This is a genomic window from Desulfuromonadales bacterium (assembly GCA_035620395.1).
In the GTDB taxonomy this organism is placed as follows: Bacteria; Desulfobacterota; Desulfuromonadia; order Desulfuromonadales; family DASPGW01; genus DASPGW01.
Genome location: DASPGW010000088.1, coordinates 1 through 7,044, shown reverse-complemented (window position 1 = coordinate 7,044; position 7,044 = coordinate 1). Strand labels below are relative to the sequence as shown.

Genomic DNA, 7,044 nt, shown 5'->3' with positions numbered 1-7,044 from the left:
AAACGTCATGGCGCGCCATCGCGGAAACTGCGAAGCGCTGATCCATCTGGTTATTCCCAACCGCAGCGAAACGGTGATCGGCCTGCCCGAAAATCTTAAAGTTGCGGCCAACGATGAGATAATGGACGAAGCCGAAAAACTGTTCGGTTACAATGTTGTGACGTTCGATTGAAAACGGGCTAAGGGCGGAGGAGATTTAACCCGTTTGCTCTTAACCTTTATTCCGTGACCGATTTAAAAGGAGATCCCGATGCAATTCTTTCTCGATTTTGAAAAACCCCTGGTCGAACTGGAGCAGAAGATTCGCGAGCTGAAGGAATACTCCACAGAAAAAGTAGATTTCTCCAACGAAATCAAGAAACTGGAGAAGAAGGCTGACAAGCTGCGTGAAGAAATCTTCTCCAGCCTGACCCGCTGGCAGCGAACCCAGCTCGCCCGCCATGTCAACCGTCCCTTCACCCTCGATTACGTCCAGCATATTTTCACCGACTGGTTCGAAGTTCACGGCGACCGCAACTTCCGTGACGATCCGGCTATCGTTTGCGGTTTTGCCCGCTTTGACGGCAAACCCTGCTGTGTCATCGGGCACCAGAAGGGACGCGACACCAAAGAGAAGGTCTACCGCAACTTCGGCATGCCCAACCCCGAGGGGTATCGCAAAGCGTTGCGGGTGATGCAGATGGCCGAACAGTTCGGACTGCCGATTTTTACCTTCGTCGACACCCCGGGCGCCTTTCCCGGAATCGGCGCCGAAGAACGCGGCCAGGCCGAGGCGATCGCCCGAAACCTGCGGGAGATGGCTGCGCTTACCGTGCCGGTCATTGTCACTGTGACCGGCGAGGGTGGCTCCGGAGGGGCCCTCGCCATCGCCATCGGCAACCGCGTGCTGATGATGGAGTACTCGGTCTATGCGGTCATCTCTCCCGAGGGGTGTGCGGCCATCCTCTGGAGCGACGGGACCAAGGGACCGCTGGCAGCCGAGGCGCTCAAGCTCACAGCAACCGACATCCTCGAACTTGGCTGCGTCATCGATGACGTCATTCCCGAGCCTGTCGGCGGCGCCCACAATGATCCGCAGCTTGCTGCCGCCAGTGTCAAGAAATATCTCAAGAAGCATCTTGATGAACTGCAGAAGCTCTCGGCCGAGGAACTGGTCGAACAGCGCTACCAGAAATTCCGGGCCATGACGAGGGTGGAAGAGTAGCTTAAGGCATGGGACTGCTGCGACCTATGGGACTTATGAGACATATAGGTCCCATGCGTCACATACGTCCTATTAAACCTGCTGGATTTATTGCATGCGCAATCGTTACATTTTTCTGATTCTGGTCTTCCTGCTCCTTGGCGCCTGCTCGCGTCCGGCTTACCGCTCACGCGTTATCGATACGCCGGAAACCAAAGGGCTGAAGGGATGGGAGAAACCCTACGAAGTCAATGGTGAGCGCTACGAGCCGATGCGGCGAAGTGAAGCGGAACATGTCCGTTTCGTCGAGGAAGGGATCGCCAGCTGGTATGGCAAGGACTTCCACGGCAAGTACACCAGCAATGGCGAAATCTACGACATGTACGGAATGACTGCGGCCCACAAGACACTGCCGCTTGGCGTCTCGGTCAAGGTAACCAACCAGGCCAACGGGAGGGAGACGGTGGTGCGCGTCAACGACCGCGGACCCTTTATCAGGGGGCGCATCATCGATCTTTCCTACTCGGCCGCCAATGCCCTGGGGGTCGTCGGACCAGGCACGGCGCCGGTCCGCATCGAGGCTCTTGGTTACCAGGAGACGAGCTCTGCCGGCCACGTCGCCTATCGCCAGCCCAAGAGCTATACCGTCGATAGCTATAGCGTCCAGGTCGGTGCCTTTACCGTGCAGGACAATGCACGTCGTCTTTCGGCCCAGTTGCAGGCGCGTTACGGCTACGCCGGTGTTCAGGAAGGGTGGGTCGGCGGCAAGCTTTTCTATCGGGTGCGGGCTGGCCGCTACCCGACCATCGAAGCCGCCGAAGTGGCCAGGCTCAGTTTCGAGGTCAACGGATATCCCAACAGCTTTGTGGTGGCGACTGAATGAAATGAATTTGGAGTTGTGGGTACAGCTTGGGCCGCTTCGCTGATAAAATGTCAGCAGGCGGCTTTTTCTGTTGATAATTAATGCGTATACATTTTACGAGTGATAAGCAAGGTGTTACTGTGTTGAGCAGGCCGGATTGCTGGACATCCAAGGAGTGGCGGAGAAAAAGATGGCCAAAAGAATATTCGTGGCGGCGACGGGACAGAACAGCGGCAAGACTACGACCAGTCTCTCACTGCTGCACCTTGCCCGCAGGAAATACGACAGGATAGGCTTCATCAAGCCGATCGGCCCGAAATTGGCGACGTTGAATGGGCGACTGGTCGACAAGGACGCGGCTCTCATGGCCCAGGTGTACGGGCTCGAAAAGTACCTTGAATACATGTCGCCGGTGGTGTTGCAGCCAGGAACCACCAAAAAGGTGCTGGAGGGGGAGATTTCAACGGCCGATTTCGAGCAGAAGGTCCTGAAGGCGGTCGAGGTGCTGGACAGGGAATGTGATTTTCTTATTGTCGAGGGAGCGGGACACAGTGGCGTCGGCACCGTCCTCGGCATGAGCAATGCGCATATCGCCCGGATGGTTGATGCACCGGTAATGATGGTCACTGGCGGCGGCATCGGCAACGTGGTCGACTCGGTCGGTATGAACGCCGCCCTGTTCCATCAGAAAGGGGCAGAGATCAGGGCGATCGTGGCCAACAAGATCATGCCGGAAAAACGCGAGGAAACCCTCCATTACCTGAATCTGGCTTTTCGGAATAGCGGCATCAAGGTCATCGGTGGCTTCAACTATCAGCCTATCCTCGCCAATCCGACCTTGCGCCGAATTTCCAGCGTGCTGGGGCTCCCCATTCGAGGTAACAGCGAGGAGGACATGCGTATCGTTCACCACGTCCAGATTGGCGCTGCTTCCACCCAGCGGGTGGTTGAAATATTGCAGGAATCAACCTTGCTCCTGGTGACCAGTTCGCGCGATGAGTTGCTGGTGACCCTGGCCAACCTGTACACTCTGCCCGAATACCGTTCGAAAATCGTTGGACTGATCATCCCCGGAGTTGCGCCCCTGTCCAATATTACCCAGAAGATTCTCGACCGCAGCAACATCCCCTATATGCGCACCGAACGCACGACGACCGAAATTTTTCTGGATGTTTCCGAAGACGTTTCCAAACTCACTGCCGAAGACAACGAAAAGATCGCCCTGATTCAGACCCTGGCGGAAAAACGTTTCGACTTTGACCTTATCGACGCTTTGTTCGCATAGTGAATGCTTCCGGCAGCTAGGGGATGACGTTCGGGGCGAACGGAAAGGCGGCCAATCGGGCCGCCTTTTTTCTTGCTCAGCCGTGCCGGCGTTTCTTCAACTCTTCCTCCACCTGCATTTTCTGGCTCGGGTCGAGTCTGCGCGAGGAGACAAGGTTGTGGAGGTCCGTGGTGACGAGGCGGGGCAGGAAGAGTGTAAACCAGATGGCAGGTGTCCTGCGATTTTTGAGGATGGCAAGCCGCAGATTCGGGCGGTTGTGCCAACGGGGATGGCGGGCGATCATCGAAATCGTCTCGGCGTCGGCTTTGGGCCCGCCGAGAAACTGCAGCAGAGAAACCTCCTTTAGCCGAGGGTTGTCGAGAGAGGCTTCCAGCACTTGCAGTTCCCCCCCCTTGAGCAGTTCACCGACCAGGGACGCCGTTCCGCGGCGGGCCAGGATCACCTTGTTGCCGAGCGGCGTATTCGCCAGCCGCTGGTGGATTTGCCGCTCGGCGGAGTAGCGTTGGTCGGGGGTGATGCCGGGGAGAAGGCAGAGATCGAGCAGTTCGAAGAGGTGGAGTTGCGGCAGGATGGCGAGGACCACCGGGTTTGGAGTGCCGGGGTTTTTGGCCAGCGCCAGCCGAAGGCGATGGCTCATTTTGCTGCGTTCGAGTTGGGAGACGGCCTTGATGAGGTCCTCGGGGAGGTCGCGTCGTTTGAGCAGGGCGAGCAGGTGTTCTTCGCCAAGGTGTGGGTTCTTCAAGGCCGTACGCAGAACTTCCGGTGCTGGGTCCTGAATGACCTGGAACAGCCCATCCGGGTCAGCGTTGAGGGCCTTGTGCAGGCGCCGCGCCAGGGACAAGTCGAGGTGGCCGGCCGGCTTTTCTTCAACCATTGCAAAACCCCGGGTGCAAAGTTCCGAGTCCAAGGCCCACAATTCTAAAATCATCAGGATCCGTTGGCCCCGTGACTCGGGACCTTGGACTTATTCCTCTTCCTTGCCAAAACCGTAGCGGCCGAGGAATTCCTCCTTGTACGCTCTGAAGTCCCCAGCCTCGATAGCCCGCCGTGCCCCCTCCATCATGCCCAGGTAGAAGCGAACGTTGTGAATCGCCGCCAGGATCGCCGAGAGAATCTCATTGGCGTTGTAGAGGTGGTGCAGGTAAGCGCGGGTGAAGTTGCGGCAGCAGTAGCAGTCGCAGGCGGCATCAACCGGGAAAAAGTCGCGCCGATAGCGGCGGTGGGTGAGACGCAGCTTGCCGCGGCTGGTGAAGAGGGTGGCGCTGCGGGCGTAGCGGGTCGGGATGACGCAGTCGAACATGTCCATCCCGCGCTCGATGCTTTCCAGAATGTCTTCGGGCAGCCCCACGCCCATGAGGTAACGGGGTTTGTCGGCCGGCAGGAAAGGGGCGGTATAGTCGACCACCTTCTTCAGCAGCTCAAGCCCCTCGCCGACGCTCACCCCGCCTATGGCGTAGCCGGGGAGATCGAGTGCCGTCAGCTCCCGGGCACACTCGCGACGCAGATCCTCGTAGACGCTCCCCTGGACGATGCCGAACAGGGCCTGGTCCGGGCGGCCGTGGCTTTTCAGGCACTCCTCGGCCCAGCGCAGGGTCTTCTTGATCGACCTGGCCGCGTAATCGTGGGTCGAAGGGTAGGGGATGCACTCGTCGAAGGCCATGATGATGTCGGCGCCGAGGGCGTTCTGGATGGCCGTTGCTTCGCGCGGGCCAAGAAATATTTCTTCACCGGTCACCTCGTGACGGAAAAAGACCCCCGTTTCGGTGATTTTCTTCTTCGGCAGGGAGAAGACCTGGAAACCGCCGCTGTCGGTGAGGATCGGCTTCTCCCAGTTCATGAAGCGGTGCAGGCCGCCTGCTTTCTGGATCAGGCCCTCGCCCGGCTTGAGATGCAAGTGGTAGGTGTTTGAAAGAATGATCTGGGCACCGGTCTCCCCGACTTGCGCCGGGGTCATCGCCTTCATCGCCGCGTGGGTGCCGACCGGCATGAAAATAGGTGTTTCGATGACACCGTGCGGAGTGGTGAGGCGCCCGCGGCGGGCCGCGGTGGCGGGGTCGGTGCAGAGCAGGTCGAATCGGAACATGTCTTGAATTTCCGGGTCTCGTTGTGAGGAGCAAAATCCCATGCACCGCTGCCCGCTGCGGCGGCGCTCGAATCCCCGAGAACGTAACAGAAATACGCCGGTAAAGCAACCGGATGTGGTTTTAGTCCGGATAAAATATTGTTTCTGAATCCATAGGTTTTGCGGGGGCAGGATACTGTCCGGAGGGATCCCAACGGTGTTTGACAACTGTATACTGTGTGCACTTTTGAGTTGACATGTATACGCTGCGAATGTTACTTAAATCTGTATTTACATTGCTGGAAATTGTCGCGTCATCGTGTCGGCGGCAGTGATGAATTTTAATCACCCCTTCACCAGGAGGTAAGGCGATGGAATCTTTCAGCGGTTGGCGAGGACCTCCGGTTGGCACACGGTTTTTAGCCGGAATGTCGGCGAAAGTCCCCGGTGCCGCTGCTGGTTCTGGCAAAACGTGGTCGGCGGGAAAGCATGGGGCCGAAACCCCTGCATGTTAGTCCTGAATTTCTTCTGTTGGTAAAAATTCTTTCACAAGGGATGGGATGTTGCCATGAGATGGTACAAAACTTCACTAGGCAAGAAATTTATCATGGCGATAACGGGCCTGCTCATGGTCCTGTTCGTCGTCGCCCACATGCTGGGCAACATGACAACTTTCGGCGGTGAAAACGGGCTCAACGCCTATGCCGAGCATCTGCGGGTGTTTCCTCCGGCCCTCTACGCTTTCCGGGCGCTGATGGCGCTGGCGTTCGTGGTGCACATCTGGATAGGGTTTACCCTCTATCTTGAGAACAAGGCGGCGCGTCCGGTCGACTACGCCAAGAAGCAGAACGACAAGACCACCTTTTCCGCCCTGACCATGATCTGGACCGGCCTGCTCCTCGGCGCGTTCGTCATCTACCACCTGCTGCATTTCACCCTGCATGCCATCCCGGGCGTCGTTACGGGTGAGGATGCAATGGGCCGCTTCAACGTATTTGGGATGGTGACTGCCGCCTTCCAGCAGTTCCCGACCGCCATCGTTTACGTGGTAGCGATGGTCATTCTTCTGCTGCACCTGCGCCACGGCATCCAGAGCTTCTTCCAGTCGCTCGGGCTGACCAACGACTCCACCCAGCCCCCCCTGGTCACCTGTGGGCGGTGGACTGCCGGCGTTGTGGCCATCGGTTTTCTCATCATTCCCGTTCTGATCTTCTTTCGAGCCATAGGGGGTTAAACAGTGATACTCGACGGCAAATGTCCTAAAGGACCCATCCAGACCTCGTGGGACCGGCACCGCTTCGACATGAAGCTGGTCAACCCGGCCAACAAGCGCAAGTACAAGGTTCTCGTTGTCGGTACCGGCCTGGCCGGCGGCGCCGCTGCTGCCACCCTTGGTGAACTCGGCTACAACGTCGAGGCCTTCTGCTACCAGGACAGCGCCCGTCGCGCCCACTCCATCGCGGCGCAGGGCGGGATCAACGCGGCCAAGAACTACCCAAATGACGGCGACAGCATCTACCGCCTCTTCTATGACACCATCAAGGGTGGCGACTTCCGCGCCCGTGAGGCCGACGTCTGGCGTCTGGCCCAGGTTTCCAACAACATCATCGACCAGTGCGTGGCCCAGGGCGTACCCTTTGCCCGCGATTACG

7 protein-coding genes are annotated in these 7,044 nt (G+C 58.2%); 5 read left to right on the top strand and 2 right to left on the bottom strand.

Annotated features, from left to right (window positions below):
- The first annotated feature begins 250 nt into the window (after positions 1-250).
- The 3 genes from VD811_05060 to VD811_05050 all read left to right on the top strand — a co-directional run bounded on the left by VD811_05060 (position 251) and on the right by VD811_05050 (position 3,330).
- The gene (locus tag VD811_05060; GenBank protein ID HXV20346.1) at positions 251-1,204 is read left to right on the top strand and encodes an acetyl-CoA carboxylase carboxyltransferase subunit alpha; all 954 of its coding nucleotides are present in this window, start codon (positions 251-253) and stop codon (positions 1,202-1,204) included.
- 94 nt (positions 1,205-1,298) lie between these two features.
- Positions 1,299-2,066 carry a septal ring lytic transglycosylase RlpA family protein gene (locus VD811_05055; protein HXV20345.1) on the top strand — a complete coding sequence of 256 codons (768 nt, stop codon included), beginning with the start codon at positions 1,299-1,301 and terminating at the stop codon, positions 2,064-2,066.
- Positions 2,067-2,235: 169 nt separating this feature from the next.
- Positions 2,236-3,330 carry an AAA family ATPase gene (locus tag VD811_05050; GenBank protein HXV20344.1) on the top strand — a complete coding sequence of 365 codons (1,095 nt, stop codon included), beginning with the start codon at positions 2,236-2,238 and terminating at the stop codon, positions 3,328-3,330.
- 76 nt (positions 3,331-3,406) lie between these two features.
- Here the strand turns inward: VD811_05050 and VD811_05045 are convergent, their stop codons facing one another.
- Together VD811_05045 and tgt are read right to left on the bottom strand one after the other, a co-directional pair.
- Positions 3,407-4,204 carry a hypothetical protein gene (locus VD811_05045; GenBank protein ID HXV20343.1) on the bottom strand — a complete coding sequence of 266 codons (798 nt, stop codon included), beginning with the start codon at positions 4,202-4,204 and terminating at the stop codon, positions 3,407-3,409.
- Between the two features lie 90 nt (positions 4,205-4,294).
- The gene (gene tgt / locus VD811_05040) at positions 4,295-5,413 is read right to left on the bottom strand and encodes a tRNA guanosine(34) transglycosylase Tgt (protein ID HXV20342.1); all 1,119 of its coding nucleotides are present in this window, start codon (positions 5,411-5,413) and stop codon (positions 4,295-4,297) included.
- 547 nt (positions 5,414-5,960) lie between these two features.
- Here tgt and VD811_05035 point away from each other — a divergent pair.
- Together VD811_05035 and VD811_05030 are read left to right on the top strand one after the other, a co-directional pair.
- A complete protein-coding gene (locus VD811_05035; GenBank protein ID HXV20341.1) occupies positions 5,961-6,626 on the top strand; it encodes a succinate dehydrogenase cytochrome b subunit in 666 nt (221 codons plus the stop codon).
- Positions 6,627-6,629: 3 nt separating this feature from the next.
- Positions 6,630-7,044, top strand: a 415-nt coding sequence (locus VD811_05030; GenBank protein ID HXV20340.1) for an FAD-binding protein, incomplete at its 3' end; no start/stop codon positions are given.